This window comes from Caballeronia arationis (genome assembly GCF_001544975.2).
GTDB lineage: Bacteria > Pseudomonadota > Gammaproteobacteria > Burkholderiales > Burkholderiaceae > Caballeronia > Caballeronia arationis.
On the sequence record NZ_FCOG02000612.1, the window covers coordinates 1 to 552 of the forward strand.

At 62.1% G+C, this 552-nt stretch carries 1 protein-coding gene; it reads left to right on the forward strand.

From position 1 onward, the window contains the following. Nucleotides 1–552, forward strand: a 552-nt coding sequence (locus AWB81_RS44115; RefSeq protein ID WP_144444444.1) for an IS66 family transposase, incomplete at both ends; no start/stop codon positions are given.

Genomic DNA, 552 nt, shown 5'->3' on the forward strand with positions numbered 1-552 from the left:
ACACCACGCTGCCTCTACTCGAGAAGGGTCGCAAGGCAACACGAATCGCGCGATTATGGGGCTATCTCGGCGCCGGACAACGCGAGGAGAATGGCGTCTGGGTCGATCACCCACCGGCGGTCGTGTTCGAGTTCGCCCAATCGCGCTCGGGCTCGCATCCGCTGAGGTACTTGCAGAAGTACAAAGGCTATCTGCAGGCGGACGCGTATAGCGGACATGCCGCGCTCTATGAAACCGGCGACATCGTCGAAGTCGGATGCTGGGCCCATTGCCGCCGGCGCTTCTTCGAAATCGCCAAGAAACAAAGTACACCGGGGCTTGCCGCGCGGGCGCTGCAATGGATCGCCCAGTTGTACGCGATCGAGTCGCGAACCCGCGAGCACACGCCGGATCTCAAATATGCGGTGCGGCAAACCGAGGCGCTTCCGCTGCTCATGCGATTTCGGCAGTGGCTGGAGGGCAACGTCATCGGCTTACCGACTCAGGCGCCGCTGGCGAAGGCCTTCGGATACGCGTTACGCCACTGGCAGGCGCTCGTTCGTTACACTGAGA